The sequence below is a fragment of the Pseudomonas sp. S06B 330 genome (genome assembly GCF_002845275.2).
Lineage (GTDB): Bacteria > Pseudomonadota > Gammaproteobacteria > Pseudomonadales > Pseudomonadaceae > Aquipseudomonas.
This window is the reverse complement of sequence record NZ_CP088149.1, coordinates 3,290,683-3,309,962: the sequence shown is the minus strand read 5'-3', so window position 1 is coordinate 3,309,962 and position 19,280 is coordinate 3,290,683. Positions and strand designations below refer to the sequence as shown.

General features: G+C 61.1%; 16 protein-coding genes. 13 read left to right on the top strand and 3 right to left on the bottom strand.

Going from position 1 to position 19,280, the window contains the following annotated elements:
- Positions 1-23 precede the first annotated feature (23 nt).
- The 10 genes from CX511_RS14680 (at position 24) to CX511_RS14635 (ending at position 14,059) form a co-directional block, all read left to right on the top strand.
- Positions 24-1,580: an acyl-CoA synthetase gene (locus CX511_RS14680; RefSeq protein WP_101292277.1), complete on the top strand. Its 1,557-nt coding sequence runs from the start codon at positions 24-26 to the stop codon at positions 1,578-1,580.
- 4 nt (positions 1,581-1,584) lie between these two features.
- Complete coding sequence (locus CX511_RS14675) at positions 1,585-3,141, top strand: acyl-CoA synthetase (protein WP_101292278.1); 1,557 nt, start codon at positions 1,585-1,587, stop codon at positions 3,139-3,141.
- A gap of 129 nt (positions 3,142-3,270) precedes the next feature.
- Positions 3,271-4,410 (top strand): acyl-CoA dehydrogenase family protein, encoded by a 1,140-nt coding sequence (locus CX511_RS14670; RefSeq protein WP_045185999.1) that lies wholly within the window; start codon positions 3,271-3,273, stop codon positions 4,408-4,410.
- Between the two features lie 28 nt (positions 4,411-4,438).
- Positions 4,439-5,647 carry a lipid-transfer protein gene (locus CX511_RS14665; protein WP_045186000.1) on the top strand — a complete coding sequence of 403 codons (1,209 nt, stop codon included), beginning with the start codon at positions 4,439-4,441 and terminating at the stop codon, positions 5,645-5,647.
- 91 nt (positions 5,648-5,738) lie between these two features.
- The gene (locus tag CX511_RS14660) at positions 5,739-7,568 is read left to right on the top strand and encodes a DUF1302 domain-containing protein (RefSeq protein ID WP_045186001.1); all 1,830 of its coding nucleotides are present in this window, start codon (positions 5,739-5,741) and stop codon (positions 7,566-7,568) included.
- 26 nt (positions 7,569-7,594) lie between these two features.
- On the top strand, positions 7,595-8,962 hold the full coding sequence (locus tag CX511_RS14655; protein WP_101292279.1) for a DUF1329 domain-containing protein: 1,368 nt from the start codon (positions 7,595-7,597) through the stop codon (positions 8,960-8,962).
- Positions 8,963-8,979: 17 nt separating this feature from the next.
- Positions 8,980-10,530: a coniferyl aldehyde dehydrogenase gene (locus CX511_RS14650; RefSeq protein ID WP_231353301.1), complete on the top strand. Its 1,551-nt coding sequence runs from the start codon at positions 8,980-8,982 to the stop codon at positions 10,528-10,530.
- A 28-nt stretch (positions 10,531-10,558) separates the two neighbouring features.
- A complete protein-coding gene (locus tag CX511_RS14645) occupies positions 10,559-11,644 on the top strand; it encodes a Zn-dependent alcohol dehydrogenase (RefSeq protein ID WP_045186004.1) in 1,086 nt (361 codons plus the stop codon).
- Between the two features lie 66 nt (positions 11,645-11,710).
- On the top strand, positions 11,711-12,904 hold the full coding sequence (locus CX511_RS14640; protein ID WP_101292280.1) for an acyl-CoA dehydrogenase family protein: 1,194 nt from the start codon (positions 11,711-11,713) through the stop codon (positions 12,902-12,904).
- Positions 12,905-12,916: 12 nt separating this feature from the next.
- Positions 12,917-14,059, top strand: a complete 1,143-nt coding sequence (locus tag CX511_RS14635) for an acyl-CoA dehydrogenase family protein (RefSeq protein ID WP_101292281.1) — start codon at positions 12,917-12,919, stop codon at positions 14,057-14,059.
- Positions 14,060-14,090: 31 nt separating this feature from the next.
- On the opposite strand, the gene CX511_RS14630 is transcribed toward CX511_RS14635, so the two are convergent.
- Positions 14,091-14,990 (bottom strand): LysR substrate-binding domain-containing protein, encoded by a 900-nt coding sequence (locus tag CX511_RS14630; protein ID WP_101292282.1) that lies wholly within the window; start codon positions 14,988-14,990, stop codon positions 14,091-14,093.
- Between the two features lie 154 nt (positions 14,991-15,144).
- Between CX511_RS14630 and CX511_RS14625 the strand changes: the two genes are divergently transcribed.
- Positions 15,145-16,449 (top strand): NAD(P)/FAD-dependent oxidoreductase, encoded by a 1,305-nt coding sequence (locus tag CX511_RS14625; RefSeq protein ID WP_101292283.1) that lies wholly within the window; start codon positions 15,145-15,147, stop codon positions 16,447-16,449.
- Between the two features lie 25 nt (positions 16,450-16,474).
- A complete protein-coding gene (locus CX511_RS14620) occupies positions 16,475-17,563 on the top strand; it encodes a polyamine ABC transporter substrate-binding protein (protein WP_045186014.1) in 1,089 nt (362 codons plus the stop codon).
- A gap of 24 nt (positions 17,564-17,587) precedes the next feature.
- Here CX511_RS14620 and CX511_RS14615 read toward each other — a convergent pair whose 3' ends face one another.
- Entirely contained in the window at positions 17,588-17,881 is a 294-nt protein-coding gene (locus tag CX511_RS14615) for a DUF4156 domain-containing protein (protein WP_045186016.1), read from the bottom strand.
- 151 nt (positions 17,882-18,032) lie between these two features.
- Entirely contained in the window at positions 18,033-18,374 is a 342-nt protein-coding gene (locus CX511_RS14610; protein WP_052675569.1) for a DUF6124 family protein, read from the bottom strand.
- Between the two features lie 469 nt (positions 18,375-18,843).
- On the opposite strand from CX511_RS14610, the gene CX511_RS14605 reads away from it, so the two are divergent.
- Positions 18,844-19,278: a YeeE/YedE family protein gene (locus CX511_RS14605; protein WP_101292284.1), complete on the top strand. Its 435-nt coding sequence runs from the start codon at positions 18,844-18,846 to the stop codon at positions 19,276-19,278.
- Positions 19,279-19,280: the final 2 nt, after the last annotated feature.

The window sequence follows — 19,280 nt, the reverse complement described above, 5'->3', positions numbered from 1 at the left end:
ACAATAATTCACAGGAGCGTTCCATGTACCTGACTCAAGGGCTGCACCGCATGCTGCAGCAAAAGCCTGATGCCCTGGCGACGGTGTTTCGCGACCGTCGCCACACCTATGCCCAGCTGGCCGAACGCGTCGCCCGCCTGGCGGGTGCCTTGCAGCAACTGGGGATGCACAGCGGTGATCGGGTTGGCCTGCTCGGCCTGAACTCCGACCGCTTTCTGGAGTACTACTTGGCGACCTGGTGGGGCGGTGGCGTGGTCAACCCGGTGAACATCCGCTGGAGCGTGGCGGAAATCGTCTATTCGCTGGATGATTGCGACACGCGCATTCTGATGATCGATGACGCCTTCCTGCCCATGGCTGAAGCAATCGCCGCCAACGCCAAGGTGCGACCGTTGCTGATTCATGTCGGGGACGGGCCGGCGCCTGCCGGCATGCTCTGCTACGAGCAACTGATTGGTGATGCACAACCGGTGGATGATGCCTTGCGCGGTGGTGATGACCTTGCCAGCATCCTCTACACCGGCGGTACCACCGGACAGCCCAAGGGCGTCATGCTGTCACACATGAACCTATGGTCGGCGGCAATCGCGCGCGCCGCCGATGTGCCGGTGCCGACCGATGCCCTGACCCTGCATATCGCACCGATGTTCCACCTGGCGGCGCTCTCCAGGGTGATTCTGATCGCGCTGATCGGCCTGCCGAGTGTCTTCGTGCCGGCCTTCGATGCCCTGGATGTGATGCGTACCATCGCCCGTGAACGCGTCACCGACATCCTCATCGTGCCCACCATGCTGCAAGCCTTGATCATGCACCCCGCGTTCTCCCAGCATGACCTCAGTTGTCTGCGCAGCTTGACCTATGGCGCGTCGCCGATTGCCGTGCCCTTGCTGGAGCTGGCCTTGAAGGCCTTGCCGCAGGTCGAGTTTACCCAGGGGTATGGCATGACCGAAGCCGTACCGCCGATCTGCGCCAATGGCCCCGAGAACCATGGCCTCGAAGGTATCGCCAATGGTTTGCTGCGTTCGGCCGGCCGGCCTGGGCTAGGCGTAACCGTGCGCATTGTCGACGAACTGGGCAATGAAGTACCTCGCGGTACGGTGGGCGAAGTGGTGGTGCGCGGGCCGAACATTATGCTCGGCTACTGGAACAAGCCGGAAGAAACCGCCCAGGCCCTGCGCGGCGGCTGGATGCACACCGGCGATGGCGCCTACATGGATGATGCGGGCTATCTCTACATTGTCGATCGCTTCAAGGACATGATCGTCAGCGGCGGGGAAAACGTTTATTCCGGCGAAGTGGAAAGTGCCATCGCCAGTCACCCGGCTGTCGCTGCTTGCGCGGTGATCGGCATCCCCTGTGCGCAATGGGGCGAATCGGTGCATGCAGTGATCGTCCTCAAACCGGAGGGTCAGGCCCGCGACGCGGAGATCATCGAACATTGTCGGCAGCAGATCGCTGGCTACAAAACCCCGAAAAGCGTGGAGTTTCGCGACGCGTTGCCGCTGTCCGGCGCGGGTAAAGTCCTCAAGCGTGACCTGCGCGAGCCGTTCTGGGCAGGCAAAGACCGCGGGGTGAGCTGACGCCATGTACATGACCCAATGCCTGCACCGCACCTTGCAGCAGAACCCGGAGCATCTCGCCACCCTCTACGGTGAGCGTCGCCACACCTACCGCCAGTTTGTCGAGCGCGTCGCGCGCCTGGCGGGGGCTTTGCAACGCTTGGGGATGGCCCCGGGCGACCGGGTCGGCATGCTGGCGCACAATAGCGACCGCTACCTGGAATACCTGTTTGCAGTGTGGTGGGGTGGCGGGGTGGTCAACCCGGTGAACTGTCGCTGGAACGTGGCCGAGATCGTCTACTCGCTGGACGATTGCGCTACCGGCATTCTGTTGATCGATGAGGCGTTCGCCGCCGCGGCCGATGACATCCGCCTCATGGCACGCACTCAACCGCTGTTTATCTACGCCGGGGACGGCGATGTGCCGGCGGGCATGCACGGCTTCGAACGGCTGATTGCCAACTCGCCAGCGGTGGAGGATGCCGGACGCGGCGGCGATGACCTGGCCTGCATCATGTACACCGGCGGCACCACCGGTTTTCCCAAAGGGGTGATGCAGTCGCACCTTAATCTCTGGTCGGCCTGCATGCCGCGTATGGTGGACATGCCGCCGATTGCAGGCGGGCGCTTGCTGCATGTGGCCCCGCTGTTCCACGTTGCCGGGATGGCGCGGGCACTGATCCAGTTCCTGGCGGGCGAAAGCCACGTGCTGGTAGCGAGTTTCGATGCCGAACACACCTTGCAGGTGATTGAGCGTGAGCGGATCACCGAAACGTTGCTAGTGCCAAGCATGATCCTCGCACTGTTGGCCCATCCGCATTTCGACCGTTATTACCTGGGCAGCCTCAAACGCCTGACCTATGGCGCCTCACCCAGCGCTGGCGAGATGGTCGAGCAGTTGCTGGCGCGCTTACCCGATATCGAGCTGTCCCACTCCTATGGTCTCACCGAGGCCTGCCCGGTGGTATCCAGTAACTTGCCGTGCAACCACCGCCCCGAAGCGCGGGTCAGTGGGCTGTCGCGCTCGGTGGGCCGTGGCGGCCTTGGCGTGCAGGTGAAAATTGTCGATCCCCACGGGCGTGAGGTGCCGCGCGGTACGGTCGGCGAGATCATCGTCCGGGGGCCGAACATCATGCAAGGCTACTGGAACAAACCTGAAGAAACCGCCAACGCCTTGCGTGAGGGTTGGTTGTACACCGGCGACGCCGCCTATATGGACGAGCAGGGTTATCTGTTCATCGTCGACCGGCTCAAGGACATGATTGTCAGTGGCGGCGAGAACATCTACTCGGCCGAAGTCGAGAACGTTCTCGCTCGACACCCGTCAGTGGCCCAGTGCGCGGTGATTGGCGTTCCCCATCCGCAGTGGGGCGAAGCGGTGCACGCGGTGGTGGTGCGCAACCCCGGTGCTCAGGTGGACGCGGCGCAATTGCGTGCGCATTGCCGCCAGTTCATCGCCCGCTACAAGTGCCCCAAGACCGTGGAGTTTCGCGAGCAATTGCCGCTCTCGGCGGCAGGCAAGGTGCTCAAACGAGTGCTGCGCGAGCCCTATGGGGCGGGCGCAGCAGCGCCTGCGAACTGACGTCGCTTTCAGGCTTTACAGCATCCGTTCGCGCTACCCGATCCGGGTGGCTTCAACACCCCCCCCGGCTCACTACATTGGGGCTACGAACCAGGCGCAGCTCGGCCTGGCAACCCACTGGAGGTCCCGATGCACATCAACCGTACCGTCTACCGTGAAGACCATGAAATGCTGCGTGAAAGCGCGCGGCGTTTCTTTGAGCGTGAATGCCTGCCCAAGCAGGCGCAATGGGACGAAGCCGGGCAGGTCGACCGGGAAACCTGGCTCAAGGCCGGTCGCCACAACCTGCTGTGCCTCACGGTGCCGGCCGAATATGGTGGCGGTGGCGGTGACTTCGGACATTCTGCGGTGCTCATCGAAGAGCTGTACCGCGCCGGTGTCTCGGGCTGGAGCCTGGGGGTGCATTCGGACATCGTTGCACCCTACATCGTGCGCCTGGGCACTGAAGCACAAAAGCAACAATGGCTGCCGAAAATCTGTACCGGCGAAACCGTGCTGGCAGTGGCCATGACCGAACCGGGCACCGGCTCTGACCTCAAAGCCATCCGCACCACCGCCGTGCGTGACGGTGACGAGTGGGTGATCAACGGCAGCAAGACCTTCATCAGCAATGGTCTGTCTTGCGACATGGTCGTGGTGGTGTGCAAGACCGACCCTGGCGCCGGTGCCAAGGGCTGCAGCCTGATCATGGTCGAATGCGACCGGCCAGGTTTTCGCCGCGGCCGCAAACTTGAAAAAGTCGGCCAGGCGGCGGCCGACACCGCCGAGATGTTCTTCGACGACGTGCGGGTGCCGGTGGGCAACCTGCTGGGCGAAGAGAACAAGGGCTTTATCCATTTGATGGAAGAGCTGCCCCAGGAGCGTCTGGTGATTGCCCTGTACAGCGCTGCCAAGCTCGAACGCATGCTTGAGCAGACCATTGAGTATGTGAAGGACCGCAAGGCGTTCAACCAGACCGTCTGGGACTTTCAGAACACCAAATTCAAACTCGCCGACATCAAGGCGCAAGCCACCGCCGTGCGCTTGACCATCGACCACTACATAGGCGAGCACATGCGCCGCCGCCTTACCGTGCAAGAGTCGGCGATCGCCAAACTGCTCGCTACCGAGACCTTGTGCAAGTGCATCGACGACATGGTCCAGCTGCACGGCGGCTACGGCTACATGCTCGAGTACCCGATTGCCCGTGCCTTTGTCGACATGCGTGTGACGCGCATTTTCGGCGGTACCAGTGAGGTGCTGCGCGAGTTGATCGCGCGCCAGCTTTGATCCATTCCCGTTATTTTCAGGTGACTCCATGAGCGAAAACGTACTGGTTGTCGGCGTTGGCATGATTCCGTTCAGCAAACCCGGCACAAGCCCGACCTATGTGCAGATGGGCGCTGAAGCGGTGCGCCGCGCCCTGGCCGATGCCGGCATTGGCTACGAGCTGGTGCAGGAGGCTTATGCCGGTTATGTCTACGGTGACTCCACCTGCGGCCAGACTGTGCTGTATGAAGTGGGCATGACCGGCATTCCGGTGGTCAACGTCAACAACAATTGCTCCACCGGTTCCACCGCGCTGTACTTGGCGCGCAAGGCCATCGAGTCAGGGTCGGCCGATTGTGTGCTGGCGGTCGGTTTCGAACAGATGCAGGCCGGCCCGTTGAAGTCTCACTGGGATGATCGCCCGCCGACCCGTGAGCGCTTTTTGCCGATCCTGCGCGGCCTGACTGCCGATGTTGGCAGCGACATGGCACAGGCGCTGCGCACCTTTGGCGGCGCTGGGCGCGAGTACATGCAAAAGTACGGTACACGCATGGAAACCTTCGCCGCTGTGCGCGCCAAGGCCAGCCGTCATGCGGCCAACAATCCCCTGGCGCTGTTTCGCAAAGTCCTTAAAACCGAAGACGTGATGGCTGACCCGGTGCTCTGGCCTGGGGTGATGACCCGGCTGATGGCCTGTCCGCCGACGTGCGGCGGCGCTGCGGCGATTCTGGTTTCAGAGCGTTTCGCCCGTAAATATGGCCTGCGCCGCGACGTGCAGATCCTGGCGCAGGCGATGACCACTGACACCCCCGAATCGTTCAACTTCAACAAGCCTTCGATGCTCGACTGGGTGGGGACGCACATGACCCGCGCGGCGGTGACGCAGGTTTACGAGAAGGCCGGCGTCGGCCCGCAGGATATCGACGTCTGCGAGTTACACGACTGCTTCGCCCAGAACGAGGTGATCTGTTACGAGTCCCTGGGCTTTTGCCCTGAAGGCGGCGCGGAACAGTTCGTCAAAGACGGAGACAACACCTACGGCGGGCAGATCGTCATCAACCCCTCGGGTGGCCTGCTCTCCAAAGGGCATCCGCTGGGGGCCACCGGCCTGGCCCAGTGCTACGAACTGACTCAGCAACTGCGCGGTAACGCCGAACAGCGTCAGGTCGAACGCGCGCGTCTGGCCATGGCCCACAACCTGGGCCTGGGTGGTGCGTGTGTAGTGACGCTGTACGGCAACGTTAACGCAGCGGGCTAGTCGCCGTGTGCTGCCCATCACCCCGAGTGTAAGGACGTCACCCGAATCCCCCTTGCATGGATGCACCCCTCATCCCTAACCGGAGAACCGCATGACAAAAACAACAATGCGCGGCGTCTTCCAGCCAAGTCTGCTGGCCGTAGCTGTAACCTTTGCCACCAGCGCGGGCAACCACGCCCACGCGGTTGAATTTCATATCGGTGAGATCCAGGGCAACTTCGATTCGGCACTGTCCATCGGCGCCAGTTGGGCAACCAGCGACGCGGATTCGAAGTTCATTTCCAACTTCAACTCACAGGGCAAGTCGGGTTCGTCCGCATCGCGGACCACCGACGACAACCGTCTGAACTTCAAGAAGGGTGAAACCTTCTCGAAAATCTTCAAGGGCGTGCATGACCTGGAGCTCAAGTACGGTGACAGCGGTGCCTTCGTGCGCGGCAAGTACTGGTACGACTTTGAGTTGATGGACGAGCATCGGCCGTTCTATGACATCGACGACAGTGGGCGCGATCGCGCCGCCAAGTCGTCCGGTGCGATGTTTCTCGACAGCTTCGTTTATCACAATTACGCGATTGGTGATCTGGTCGGCAACGTTCGACTTGGCAAACAGGTGGTGAGTTGGGGTGAGAGCACCTTCATCGGCAACTCGATCAACAGCATCAACCCCATCGATGTCGCGGCGCTGAGGCGTCCAGGCGCCGAAGTGAAGGAAGGCCTGATTCCGGTCAACCTGTTCTATTTGTCTCAAGGGCTGACCGAGAACCTCACCGCCGAGGCGTTCTTGCAGCTGGAGTGGGAGAAATCGGTGGTCGACAACTGCGGGACCTTCTTCGGCAACGATGGCGTCCCTCAGGGCTGTAACGACCGTCTGGTGATTGCCGGTCTCGACCTGCCACCTGGCCAGGCGCAAAACACCGGGGGGCTGGGCGCGATTGCTGCGGGTCTGGACGATGCCTACATCCCGCGGCTCAAGGACAAGGACGCCCGTGACAGCGGTCAGTACGGCCTGGCCTTGCGCTGGTTCGTGCCGCAACTCAATGACACCGAGTTTGGTGCCTACGCCATGAACTACCACAGCCGTAACCCTTACCTGAGCATCAATCAGATGAGCAGTGCGGCGGGTGGCCTGGCCTCGGCACGCAGCGCCCGTTACTTCATCGATTATCCGGAAGACATTCGCCTGTATGGCGTGAGCTTCCAGACCAACGTCGGCTCTGTGGCCCTGGGTGGCGAAGTCAGCTATCGGCCGAACATGCCGCTGCAGTTGAACACCGCAGACCTGCTGTCCGCTGCGACGTTTGGCGCCACTTCACCGCTGATCACCACCGGTTTTGCCGGCCGGAGCCTGGGCGCCGAAGTCAATGGCTACAAGCGCATGGCGGTGTCTCAGGCGCAGATGACCGCCACCCAGTTCTTTGACCAGGTACTGGGTGCCAGCCGCCTGACGCTGGTGGGGGAGGTGGGCTACAACCATATCAATGGCTTGGGCAAGGCTGACGGTTCCGATCTGCGCTTTGGCCGCAGCCCGGCCTTTGGTGCCGGTGAGTTGCCAGGGGCGGCAGGCCTGGCCACGTGCCAAGGCAGCGCAGCGGGCACCCCGAGGGCCAGCAATCCGGCCCAGGAATGCAACGATGATGGTTTCTATACCAGCAACAGCTGGGGCTATCGGCTGCGCGGCAAGCTCGACTACCAGAACGTGATCGCCGGCATCAACCTGTCGCCCAACCTGGCCTGGTCCCACGACGTTGAGGGCTATGGCCCGAACTTCGACGAAGGGTCCAAGGCGGTCAGTGTCGGCGTGGATGCCGAGTACCAGAACACCTACACCGCCAGCCTGAGTTACACCAACTTCTTTGATGGCGATTTCAACACCAACGTCGACCGCGACTTTCTCGCCCTGAGCTTCGGCTTGAATTTCTGATGCAACCCTGCCAGAGGTACTTGAACATGAACGCACGTTTCATTTTGCGCGCTGGCGCACTGAGTCTTTCACTGCTGGCCACTGGCGTAATGGCCGCCGTTTCTCCTCAGGAGGCTGCCCAACTGGGCACTACCCTGACCCCGCTGGGGGCCGAGAAAAAGGCCAATGCCGACGGTAGCATTCCGGCCTGGACCGGTGGCCTCAAGCCCGGCGCTGCGGCGTTGGACAACGGCTTTCTCGGTGATCCATTCGCCAATGACAAACCGTTGTTGGTGATTACCGCCGCCAACGCCGAGCAATACAAGGACAAACTCACCCCGGGCCAGTTGGCCCTGTTCAAGCGCTACCCGGACAGCTACAAGATTCCGGTGTACAAGACCCAGCGTACAGCGGCCTCGCCGCAGAACATCTACGACATTGCCAAAGAAAGTGCGGTGACTACTGAGCTGACGCCTGATGGCAACGGCCTGGAGCATTTTTCCCAAACCCGCTACTACCCATTCCCGATCCCTAAAAGTGGCGTTGAAGTCTACTGGAACCACACCAATCGCTACCGTGGCGGCAACATGACGCGCGAGGCGGCCCAGGCGGCACCGCAAACCAACGGCTCCTACTCGATTGTTGAATACAACGATACCTTGGCTTTTCCGCAACTGATGGACGACGTCAAGCAGGGGCAGGGCGATAACGTCCTTTACTACTACAAGCAGGAAATCACCGCACCGTCGCGTCTGGCCGGCAGCGTGGTGCTGATCCACGAAACCATCGATCAGGTCAAGGAACCCCGCCTGGCCTGGGTCTACAACGCCGGTCAGCGCCGGGTGCGGCGTGCACCGCAGGTGGCCTACGACGGCCCGGGCAATGGCTCTGACGGCATGCGCACCGCCGATAACACCGACATGATGAACGGCGCGCCGGACCGCTATGACTGGAAGCTGATTGGCAAGAAGGAGATGTACATCCCCTACAACAACTACAAGCTGCAGTCGCCGAAACTCAAGTACGACGACATCATCAAACCGGGGCACATCAACCAGGACCTGACGCGTTATGAGTTGCATCGTGTCTGGCATGTACAGGCCACGCTCAAACCGGGGCAACGGCATATCTATGCCAAGCGCGACATGTACTTTGACGAAGACACCTGGCAACTGGCCGAAGTCGATCACTACGATGGCCGCGGTCAGCTGTGGCGGGTGGCGGAGGGCTATGCGATGAATGATTACGAACGTGGTGCCGCCAACTTCGCCATGCTCGGTATCTACGACCTGATCGCGGGACGCTACAACGTACTGGCGATGACCAACCAGTCGCGACACGCCACTACCTACGGGATTAGTGCGAAGTTGACAGACTTTACTCCGTCGGCGCTGCGTAACGCCGGGATCCGCTGAGGCTTGAAAGGCCTTGCTTGAAACAACGCCCTGTTCGCAGGGCGTTGTGCATTTCGGTCCATGCCGGATTCCGCCTTGCCAGCGATGCGGGCACCGCGCAACAACTGACACCGCGCCGATTCAAGCGTACTCAACCACCTGATCCGGGTGGCGGCAGCGCCAAGCTGATGATCAACCATGCAACCAGCATCCTGACAATAACAAGCGAGGAAGTGATGAGCGCTATCGAAGATTCGACGAGCACAGACATCCGCACGATCCTGGAAAAGCAACGAGCAGCGTTTCTGGCCAATGAGCCCTACAGTGCCGAGCAACGCAGTGAACTGATCGACCGGGCGATCGGTTTGCTGATCAACCATGAACAGGAAATCATCGATGCTTTGACCGCCGATTTCGGCCACCGCAGCCCGAGTTTCTCCAAGGGCAGCGAGGTGCTCTCACCCTTGTTAACGCTCAAGCAGACCAAGGCACAACTTGCCCAGTGGATGCAGCCCGAAACGCGTGAAGTCAAGGCTGGTCAAGCCTGGGTGCAGTATCAGCCACTGGGCGTAGTGGGTATCGTCACCGCCTGGAACGTGCCCGGCTATATGGTATTCAGCGGCCTGGCAGGCGCACTGGCCGCGGGCAACCGGGTGATGATCAAACCGTCGGAGTTCACCCCGCACACCTCGGCACTGATCGCTCGATTGATCCGCTCGGTTTACGCTGAAGACGAAGTGGCGGTGGTGCTGGGCGATGCCCAGGTCGGTCAGGCATTCTGTGGCCAACCCTTTGACCATTTGCTGTTCACCGGTGCCACCAGCATCGGCAAGCATGTGCTGCGCGCAGCGGCAGAGAACCTGGTGCCGGTCACCCTGGAACTGGGCGGAAAATCGCCGAGCATCATCTCCCGCTCTGCCGACTTCAACGACGCGGTGACCAAGGTGGTCATCGGCAAGCTGCTCAACGCCGGGCAACTGTGTGTGGCGCCTGATTACGTGTTTGTGCCGCGCGAATCGGTCGATGCCTTCATCAATGTGGCCAAGGCCGTAGTGGCCAAGGTCTTTCCCACCCTCAAAGACAACCCTGACTACACCTCGATCATCAACGCCCGCCATGTGCAGCGTTTGCACGGCTATCTGACTGAGGCGCGCCAAGCCGGTGTCGAGGTGATCGAACTCAACCCCAGCGCCGAGGACTTGAGCCAGGCGCCGGGGAACAAAATTGCCCCGACCTTGTTGCGTAACCCCAGTGACCAACTGCAGGTGATGCAGGACGAGATTTTCGGCCCGCTGTTGCCGATCAAACCCTACGACACCATCACCGAGGTGATTGCCTGGATCAACGCGCGGCCGCGACCTTTGGCGCTGTATTACTTTGGCCACGACGCCGAAGAGCAAGCCCGTGTCCTTAACCGCACCTGCTCGGGTGGGGTAACCCTCAATGGCGTGCTCAGCCATGCCAGCACCGAAAGTCTGCCGTTTGGCGGCGTTGGCCAGAGTGGCATGGGTGCTTACCACGGCATCGATGGCTTTCGCACCTTCAGTCATGCTAAGGCCGTACTGAATACCGCGCCAAACCCGGCTTGAGCCCTACGTCCCCATCAAGAGAATTGCCATGAAAGCTGCCGTATTCCACCAGGTTGGAGCCCCGCTGGTTATCGAAGAAGTGGGCATTAGCAAGCCGGGTCCGCGAGAAGTGCTGATCCGTACCAAAGCCGTCGGCGTCTGCCACTCAGACCTGCATGTGATCGATGGTTCTTTTCCATTCCCCGGCCCCCTGGTGTTAGGGCATGAGGCCGCTGGCGTGGTCGAGCAGGTCGGCTCCGAGGTCCGTTCGGTCAAGCCCGGCGATCATGTGGTGACCTGTCTGACCGTGTTCTGTGGCCACTGTGAACATTGCGTGACCGGCCACCTGGCGCGGTGTGTTTCACCCGAAACCAAGCGCGCAGCCGATGAAGAATCGCGGCTGACCTACGTGCAAAAACCGATCCCGCAATTCGTCAACCTGTCCGGCTTTGCCGAACAGATGCTGGTGCATGAGAACGCCTGCGTGGCGATCCGCCGCGACATGCCGTTGGACCGCGCCGCGCTGCTGGGCTGTGCGGTCACCACCGGTACCGGCGCGGTGTTCAATACCGCCAAGGTGCGTCCGGGGGAAACCGTCGCGGTCATTGGCTGTGGCGGTATTGGCCTGGCTGCCATCAACGGCGCGGCGCTGGCCGGAGCAGGGCGAATCATTGCCATCGACATGCTCGACAGCAAACTGGAACTGGCTCGCCAGTTTGGCGCCACGGATGTGGTCAACGCCAAGAGCGGTGATGCTGCCAAACAGGTGCTGGAACTGACCCGTGGTGGTGTCCATCACGCGTTCGAATGCATAGGCCTCAAGCAGACTGCTGAACAGGCGTTCGCCATGCTCGCCCGGGGTGGCACCGCCACCGTGATCGGCATGCTCAAGCCAGGCCTGAAAATCGAGGTGGACCCTCTGCAGTTGTTGCATGAACGGCGTATTCAGGGCTCGTTGATGGGCTCCAACCGTTTCCCGGTGGACATGCCGCGCCTGGTGGACTTCTACATGGCTGGCAAGCTCAAGCTCGACCAGATGATTTCCCAGCGCATCCGCCTTGAGGACATCAACGAAGCCTTCGATGAGTTGCGCCGTGGTGAACTGGCTCGCTCGGTGATCATCTTCGACGAGTAAAACGCGCCCACATGAACCGTCTGCCGTCCACCAAGGCGGCAGCTCCCCGGTCTACGGAGTTGATTGATGGACATTGATTACACCGCGCCCGAGCAGGCCTTTCGCGAGGACGTTCGAGGCTTTTTGCGTGACCGGCTGCCCAACGCGCTGTCCGAGCGGATTACCCAGGGCAAGCGCCTGAGCAAGGCGGATCAAGTGCAGTGGATGCAGATTCTCAACCAGCAGGGTTGGTTAGCCCCCGGCTGGCCAGTGGAACTGGGCGGCACCGGTTGGAGCGCCGTGCAAAAGCACATTTTTGACGAAGAGTGCTTTGCCGCCGGGGCGCCAAAAGTTGTGTCGTTCGGGCTGAAAATGGTGGCGCCGGTGATCATCAAGTTCGGCACCGAGGCACAGAAAGCGCATTTTTTACCGCGCATCCTGAGCTGCGAGGATTGGTGGTGCCAGGGCTATTCCGAGCCAGGTGCCGGCTCGGACCTCTCCTCACTGAAGACCCGCGCGACCCGCGACGGCGAGCATTATGTGGTCAACGGCCAGAAGACCTGGACCACCCTGGCGCACTATGCCGACTGGATGTTCTGTCTGGTGCGCACCGACCCAGAGGCGCGTCAGCAGCGCGGCATTTCCTTTTTGCTGATTGATATGAATACGCCAGGCATTACCGTGCGGCCAATCATCACCCTGGATGGCGAACATGAAGTCAACGAAGTGTTCTTTGACAACGTGCGGGTGCCGGCGGCGAATCTGGTAGGGGAGGAAAACCAAGGCTGGACCTGCGCCAAGTACTTGTTGACCCACGAACGCACCAGCATCGGGGGTATCGCCCAGAACAAGGCGTTGCTCAGCCGTCTCAAGCACATGGCAGCGCAGGAGTTGCGTGACGGCCGGCCGTTGATCGAGGAGCCGTTGTTTCGGGCGCAGATTGCTGAGGTAGAGATGCAACTGATGGCCGCGCAGATGAGCAACCTGCGCACCTTGGCTGCGGTGCAGGAGGGCGGTGCACCGGGGGCGGAAAGCTCGTTCCTGAAGATCAAGGGTACCGAGATCCGCCAGGCCATTACCTACCTGATGAGCAAGGCAGTAGGCCCCTATGCCATGCCGTTCATCGAGGATGAGCTGGGCTACGGCGATGAACCGTTGCTGTACACCGAGTACAGCAGTGCGGCCACCTATCAATACCTGGATGCGCGCAAGGCTTCGATCTACGGTGGGGCCAACGAAATCCAGAAGAACATCATCGCGAAAATGATCCTCGAACTCTAAGGCGCCTTGCTCATGGATTTCAAACTGACTCAAGAGCAGCTGATGCTGCAGGATACCGCTGCCCGTCTGGTACGCGACAACTATGATTTTGAGCGGCGCGAGCAGTATCGGCGCCGCGAGCACGGCTTCAGCGAGCCGTTCATGCAGCAGCTAGGCGAGCTTGGCCTGTGCGCTGTGTCCTTTGCTGAAAGCTACGGCGGCTTTGGCGGCGGTGGCGTGGAAAACATGCTGATCATCACCGAATTAGGCCGCGGTCTGTGCCTTGAACCCTATCTGCACTCGGTGGTGTTCGCCGGTGGCCTGGTTGCCCAGTTAGGCAACCGGGTACAGAAGGAAGCGCTGTTGCCACAGGTGGCCAGCGCGAGCCTGCAACTGGCGGTCGCTGTTGACGAGCCGCACAGCCATTATCAGCTGCACGATGTACAGACGGTCGCGACAGCGGTGGAGGGCGGCTGGAAGCTCAAGGGGCGTAAATCGGTGGTGATCGGTGGGCAGAGCGCCGGCTTGATCCTGGTCTCGGCACGTAACGGCCACGGTGTCAGAGACGAACAGGGCATAAGTCTGTTTTTGGTCGATCCACATGCGCCGGGTGTGCGTCGGCGTGCATTTGCCACCCTGGATGGGCGCATGGCCTGCGAGCTGTACCTGGACGATGTGTGGGTCGGTGCCGATGCGCTACTGGGCGAGGCGGGCCAGGCCTTGCCAGCGATCCGCTATCAGCAAGGCCGTGCCATCGCCGCGCAGTGCGCCGAAGCCGTTGGCAGCATGGAAGCGGCGTGCGCCTTGACCCTCGACTACCTGAAAACCCGAGAGCAATTCGGGCAAGCCATTGGCAAGTTCCAGGTGTTGCAGCACCGCATGGTCGATATGCGCATTGAGTTGGACCAAGCCACCTCCATGGCCTTGCTCGCCGCCTGCGTGGCCGACCAGCCGGACACTGACGCGCGCAGTCGTACGCTGGCGGCGGCCAAGTTCATCGTCAGCCGCGCCAGTCGCTTTATCGCCGATCAAGGCATCCAGCTGCACGGTGGTATTGGCCTGACCTGGGAATACATGCTTTCGCATCATGCCAAGCACTTGCTGATGGTGGCGCGTCAGTTTGGCGATGATGATCACCACCTTCACGCGTATGCGCGTTTGTTGCAGGTCGCCTGAACACGGCGGTAAGCGCGGCCTAGGCCCGCGATCAGAGGTGCATATGCACAGATGATTGCCCGCTGAACCAGTCCAGTACGGCCTGCCGCGCCGGGTGTCGGGTGCTGGCCGGCTGCATCCACAAGGCATAGACCCCACCGGTCTTCAATGCCGGGCCAAACGGGATGATCAGATCACCGCGATCAATCTGTTCCTGGGCCAGGGCAAGGTCGGTCATGGCGATGCCCAGGCCACGGCTCGCGGCATCCAGGGCCAATTCGTCGAGGTTGAAGGTCACGTGCTTGCGATGGCCCGAGAGTGCCTGGCCATTGGCTTTCAACCAGCAGGCCCACTCCAGGTGTTCGGTTGAACCGTGAATCAGCGGGTAATGCGCCAGCGCGTCGAGGCTTGCCGGGGCCGGTTTGCCATCCACCAGACCGGGGGCGCAGACCGGCACCAGGGTTTCCTCGAACAGGGTGTGCTGGGCCGGGTCCGCAGGTGCCGTTGGCAAGTAAACGATACAGGCATCGCAATCGTACGAAGGGTCGACTTGTGCCGTCGCCACGGTTTCGATCGACAGCGTCAGGTCGGGATGCTGGTGGTAGAAATCCGTCAGCCGCGGCAGCAGCCAGCGCACCGCGAGTGACACATGAATGCGAATGCGCAAGGGCCTGTCCTGCGGAACAAGGCGCGCTTGCAAGCTTTGCAACTCAGTGAGCAGGCGGCGAGCACTGGCCAGAACCTCCTTGCCTTCGGCGGTCAGCGCCACGTTACGACTGCTGCGCAGCAGCAGGGCCACGCCGTAGTGACTCTCCAACTGCTGGATTTTCCGGCTCACCGCGCTCTGGGTCAGGCACAGGCGCGTGGCCGCCTCGGTGAAGTTGCCGGTGTCGGCCACTTCGACCAAGGCCTGCAGGGCATGCATCGAGGGCGCTCTAAACAGTTTATCCATGCCAAAACAGCATAGATGAATGCATTAATAGCGTTGGATCAGCCATCGTAAACCTCATATTTTCTAGCTCAGGCAGTCGCAATGAAAGCATGTGCCCATGCTAATTGTTCATGCGGCGCGCATACAACAAGACTGAGCAGCATGAGGTGAGAAAATGACTGAGAACCGGTGCGGCTGGATCGTGCAAGCTGGCGATTGTCCTGTGCAACCCAGTCTGCGAGGCACCGAACGGGCCGACTGGCTGATTATCGGAGGCGGATTCACCGGTTTGTCGGCCGCGCATTCGCTGGCAGAAATGCACCCCAATGCACGTATTGTCCTGGTCGACCGTCAGCGCGCTGCCCAAGGCGCCTCGGCGAGAAACTCGGGGTTTGTGGTCGCCCACGAAAATCCCTCGGGTGAGGAACTGCTCGGGCGTTCGGGGCACGACTATTACCGCCAGAGCACCGAGATCAGCCGCGCCGCCAACAATGAGGTGCGACGTCGACTTGAACAGCTGGGCATCGACTGCGACTGGCGTGAAGACGGCTACTTCTTTGCCGTGCATGACGCCGACAAGCTCGAAGAGGCTGAGTTGCGGGTACAGACCCTGCAGGCTGTAGGGGCCAATGCGCAATTTTTGCAGGGTAGGGCGTTGGCCAGTCAGTTGGGTAGCGAGTTTTACCGCGCGGGCATCCACTGTGGCGGCGGCAACGCCCTGCTACAGCCGGCCAAGTACGCCAAGGGCTTGCGTGAGATGCTGCCGGCTGCGGTTTCGCTGTTCGAACAGACTGAAGTCAGCGGGCTGGAGCGCGTGGCCAACGGCAGCATCCGCGCCCGTTCCCCCCACGGCTGTGTCGAGGCCACTCAGGTGCTGGTGTGCGTGGGCCCGTTCATGCCACGGGTCGGGTTGCAAGATCGCGCGGTGTTCCCGCTGGAATTGAGCGCCTCACTAACGCGTCCGTTGACCGATGTCGAATACCAGCAAATGGGCAGCCCGGCGCCCTGGGGCGTGCTGTCGACCCGCCCGGCCGGCGCTACATTGCGCTTGACCAATGACCGACGCCTGCTGATTCGCAACACGGTGGAGTACCGCCGCAGCGACCTCAACGCTGACGCCCTCAAGGTGCGCAGGCACACCCATGTACGCGGTTTGCAACGGCGTTTCCCCTGGTTGACCGAGCAGCATCTGCAGTTCACCTGGACCGGACACCTCAGTGCCACCCGATCGGGGGAACCACGCTTCGCCCGAGTTGCCCCCGGCATTCATGCCGTCGCCGGCTGCAACGGTTCCGGCGTGGCGCGCGGCACGTTATGGGGGCGGTTGTTGGCGGAAATGGCCAGCGGCAGTCAGTCGCCACTGCTGAGCCAGGTGTTGAGCCAGGCCGAACCCGGCTGGCTGCCACCCAGCCCGTTTTTCGATATTGGTGCCTCGCTGCGGCTGCGCTATGAGGCCTGCCGTGCGCAAACAGAGTCCTGACCTTACTAACAAGAACGAGAATGCCATGACGACGCTCAAACACCTTGCCATTGCCCTGTGCGCCAGTACCAGCTCAATTGCCGCCGCGGCCGATACGGTGCGCATCTCCAACTGGAGCAACTACATCGCCAGCGATACCTTGAGCAATTTCACCGCGCAGACCGGTATCCACACCACTTACGACCTTATCGACAGCAACGAGATGCTTGAGGCCAAACTGATCACCGGCAGCAGTGGCTACGACGTGGTCAGCCCGTCCAACCACTTCCTCGCCCAGCTGATCAAGGCCGGTGCGCTGCAGAAGCTGGACAAGAGCAAGTTGTCGAACTGGAAGAACCTCGACCCGCAGTTGCTGAAGATGATTGAGGTCAACGATCCGGGTAACGAGTACGGTTTCCCCTATATGTGGGTGACCGTCGGCATCGGTTACAACGTCGAGAAGATCAAGGCGATCTTTGGCACGACCGACGTGACCATGAGCTGGGACCTGCTGTTTGACCCGAAGAACATCGAAAAGCTTAGCCAGTGCGGTGTCGCGTTTATCGACAATTCGACGCAACTGTTGCCGATTACCCTCAACTACCTGGGGCTCAAACACGACAGCGAAAACCTCGCCGACTACAAGCAGGCCGAAGCCGCGCTGCTCAAGGTCAAACCGTACGTGCAGTACTTCCATCAGTCCAAGTACGTCAGTGACCTGGCCAACGGCAACATCTGTGTGGCCATCGGTTTCAGTGGTGATATCGCCCAGGCGGCATCCATTGCCCGTGAAGCCAACAACGGCGTCAACATCGGTTACACGATTCCCAAAGAAGGGTCGACCCTGGCAGTGGACATGGTGGTCATGCCGCGCAATGCGCCCAACCAGGACAATGGCTACGCCTACATGAACTACTTGCTCGAACCCAAGGTGATCGCTGACATCAGTAATGCCATCCACTACCCCAATGGCAACAGTGCCGCCTTGCCCCTGGTGGAGCAGAAACTGCGTGATGATCCCGCCATGTACCCGGCACCGGCGGTGATGAACACCCTGTTTGCGCTCAAGGCGATGCCGCCGAAGATCATGCGCCAGGTGACGCGGCTGTGGACCAAAGTCACCAGTGGACTCTGAACCGGGCAGCCTTGCTATGGCGCGTTACGCGCGACAGCGCAGGGCCGCGCCTTCGATCTTGGCACCGTCGGTGTTCTCCTCGCCATTGGCCACGGCCATGCTGTCGGCGCCCAGGTCCGCGGCGCGATTGAAGGCCATGCGCAAGGTTTCGTCAGGGTCGGAACCTTGGACGGTGAACATCTGGAGCAGGTTGCAGTGCTCAGAGGAGGCCGCAGTCACCAGGCTGACCTTGGCCCCGGCTTCAGTCAGTTGAGTGCTGCAGCCGCCGAGCAGTACAGCGGCGATACACAAGGTGACGGTGAGTGGCGCTTTAAGCATATTCGTTTCCTTACTGATGGCCACCGAGCAACGTGTGCTTGAGCACGTTGCCGGTGGTGGCTTCATAGTGGGCGGTGGGACGCTTCGACTTGCCCCGCGATAACCCTACTCACCGGATGGCCGCATCTGCGGCCTTAACCCGCTAAACAACTCACGCCACAGGCGCTTGCTTCGCTTGCACAGTACGTTTCAGCACCGCTGCCGTCTCAGCATGCGCCTCAACTTCGTCCAGCAACGCCTCCACCAGCGCGAGGCTCATTTCCAGCGATTGTTCAGTCGCCCAGAGTAATTCCCGCACTTCGGCATCGACCATATCACAGGCGTGAGCGTTGGTCCGGTAAGCACTTTTGAGCAGGATGGTGGCATGGACCAGAGCGTCTTCGGCAGACACGCCGGGGCGCACGGCGAACAGCGGGTCGTGGCTGCCATCGCAGGAGCCGAAGGTGGTGCTGGTTTTGGTGACGAGGGGTGGGTCAGGAACGGGTTTTGTCATGGTGCAGCTCCTTTTGCAGTGGAGCCGCCAGCCATCGCCGCGAAACGATTGGGTGGCAGCTGTACGCGGGTTCGCGGACCGAGGCAAAAGGAAACCCGGCAGACCCAAAGGTCTCCCACGCACAGCCGCCATTGCACAATAGTGGGCACAAAAAAAGCGCCTGCAATTGTGGTGGTGTGGCGCTGTTGCGCCTTTTGCCTTACGGGCCGCGACGCCCGGTCGCTGAATTGGCAGCGACTGGTGGAGGTTAACGGGGTTGGAGAGGGGATTCAAGGCCAGCGGCAGCTATGAGTTGTAGATTCAACCGGTGGATGCAACACACTAGACAGCCAAACGGGCGCTCTTCCCGCCGCCCGTTTGTGCTGTGGCAGACGCTAGCGGTCGATCAGCCCCAGGTTGAGTCATGAAGGTTCCACAGCCGCTGTACAATAGACAGCTGAACGCCATCATTTTTTGAGCAGGAGCACGCATGACAATTGATTGGGCCAACTTCACCCCCTGGACAGCCTTGCTGGGCGGCGCGTTGATCGGCATCGCCGCGAGCTTGTTTGCGCTGTTCAATGGTCGCGTCGCTGGCATCAGCGGGCTGTTGGGTAGCGTGCTACAGCCGGGCAGTGAAGGGCGCGGGGAGAAGTTGCTGTTCCTCGCAGGCCTGCTGCTATCGCCATTGCTGTGGTGGCTGGTGGCAGGACCTGTACAGGTGCAGTTTCAGAGCGACTGGCTCGGCCTGATTCTCGCCGGATTGCTGGTCGGCTTGGGCACCCGCTACGCCGCGGGTTGTACCAGCGGTCACGGCGTGTGTGGCCTGGCACGGTTGTCGCCGCGCTCGTTGCTGGCGACGCTGTGTTTTATGGCCAGCGGCTTTGCCGTGGTGTTCGTTGTTCGTCATGTGATCGGGGGCTGAAC

What these genes read in the sequence shown, in the direction of transcription:
- CX511_RS14675 (WP_101292278.1), top strand. Translation starts at nt 1,585, where the DNA reads ATGTACATGACCCAATGCCTGCACCGCACCTTGCAGCAGAACCCGGAG.
- CX511_RS14660 (WP_045186001.1), top strand. Translation starts at nt 5,739, where the DNA reads ATGACAAAAACAACAATGCGCGGCGTCTTCCAGCCAAGTCTGCTGGCC.
- CX511_RS14610 (WP_052675569.1), bottom strand. Translation starts at nt 18,374, where the DNA reads ATGACAAAACCCGTTCCTGACCCACCCCTCGTCACCAAAACCAGCACC.
- CX511_RS14655 (WP_101292279.1), top strand. Translation starts at nt 7,595, where the DNA reads ATGAACGCACGTTTCATTTTGCGCGCTGGCGCACTGAGTCTTTCACTG.
- CX511_RS14620 (WP_045186014.1), top strand. Translation starts at nt 16,475, where the DNA reads ATGACGACGCTCAAACACCTTGCCATTGCCCTGTGCGCCAGTACCAGC.
- CX511_RS14635 (WP_101292281.1), top strand. Translation starts at nt 12,917, where the DNA reads ATGGATTTCAAACTGACTCAAGAGCAGCTGATGCTGCAGGATACCGCT.
- CX511_RS14670 (WP_045185999.1), top strand. Translation starts at nt 3,271, where the DNA reads ATGCACATCAACCGTACCGTCTACCGTGAAGACCATGAAATGCTGCGT.
- CX511_RS14680 (WP_101292277.1), top strand. Translation starts at nt 24, where the DNA reads ATGTACCTGACTCAAGGGCTGCACCGCATGCTGCAGCAAAAGCCTGAT.
- CX511_RS14640 (WP_101292280.1), top strand. Translation starts at nt 11,711, where the DNA reads ATGGACATTGATTACACCGCGCCCGAGCAGGCCTTTCGCGAGGACGTT.
- CX511_RS14605 (WP_101292284.1), top strand. Translation starts at nt 18,844, where the DNA reads ATGACAATTGATTGGGCCAACTTCACCCCCTGGACAGCCTTGCTGGGC.
- CX511_RS14615 (WP_045186016.1), bottom strand. Translation starts at nt 17,881, where the DNA reads ATGCTTAAAGCGCCACTCACCGTCACCTTGTGTATCGCCGCTGTACTG.
- CX511_RS14665 (WP_045186000.1), top strand. Translation starts at nt 4,439, where the DNA reads ATGAGCGAAAACGTACTGGTTGTCGGCGTTGGCATGATTCCGTTCAGC.
- CX511_RS14645 (WP_045186004.1), top strand. Translation starts at nt 10,559, where the DNA reads ATGAAAGCTGCCGTATTCCACCAGGTTGGAGCCCCGCTGGTTATCGAA.
- CX511_RS14625 (WP_101292283.1), top strand. Translation starts at nt 15,145, where the DNA reads ATGACTGAGAACCGGTGCGGCTGGATCGTGCAAGCTGGCGATTGTCCT.
- CX511_RS14630 (WP_101292282.1), bottom strand. Translation starts at nt 14,990, where the DNA reads ATGGATAAACTGTTTAGAGCGCCCTCGATGCATGCCCTGCAGGCCTTG.